Source organism: Marinobacter salinexigens, from assembly GCF_008370345.1.
Taxonomy (GTDB): domain Bacteria; phylum Pseudomonadota; class Gammaproteobacteria; order Pseudomonadales; family Oleiphilaceae; genus Marinobacter; species Marinobacter salinexigens.
The window spans coordinates 1-583 of sequence record NZ_VTUU01000078.1 but is presented as its reverse complement, the minus strand read 5'-3'; the positions used below and the strand labels follow the sequence as shown (position 1 = coordinate 583).

At 66.6% G+C, this 583-nt stretch carries 1 protein-coding gene; it reads right to left on the bottom strand.

Annotated elements, in window-relative coordinates; all coding sequences use genetic code 11:
• Positions 1-35: 35 nt before the first annotated feature.
• Positions 36-464: a CP12 domain-containing protein gene (locus tag FWJ25_RS20750; RefSeq protein WP_149601879.1), complete on the bottom strand. Its 429-nt coding sequence runs from the start codon at positions 462-464 to the stop codon at positions 36-38.
• Positions 465-583: the final 119 nt, after the last annotated feature.

Below are 583 nucleotides of genomic sequence, written 5' to 3'. Positions count from 1 at the left end.
GTATCATTCCACGCCCTATATAGCTACGACTATAGCTAGTTGTCGTAGATGCGGCACTCCKCGGAGTMCGGGTTCTCCKTGCAGTACTTCWCGAGCGGGTCGTTGGCGTTGGTCTCCTTGAGGCTGTCGCGGGCGTGGCTGGCCGTSGCGCTGAGCTCCTCCACCTCGTCCCACGCCGCCGCGCACTCGGCGTCGCCCTTCTGGTCGTCCGCGCACGTCTCCTCCGCCTGCTTGATGCTCTCMGACMCCTTGTCGGAGATCTCCGGCGGCGTGGCCGGCCCGCTGGACCGCACGGCGACCAACCGCCCGCTGCCGCCGCCGCGGCGCGCCGCCGCGGGGAACCAGACGACGCGCYYGGSGCCCGCCCTCCTCGGGACGACGATCAGCACGTCGSCGCCGCCCGCCGCCGCGAAGGTCGTCGTCGTCACCGGGACAGAGAGGCTCGCCACCGTCGACGCCGCCATTATTATTCCTGTCTTGGCTAGCTTATAGCTTCCTGCGTCACGGTCACGATCGAACGAACTCGATCTTCTACGTGTGTGTGATCGTCGTCGGGTGTGTGTGGTGTGGTGTAGTGTAGTGC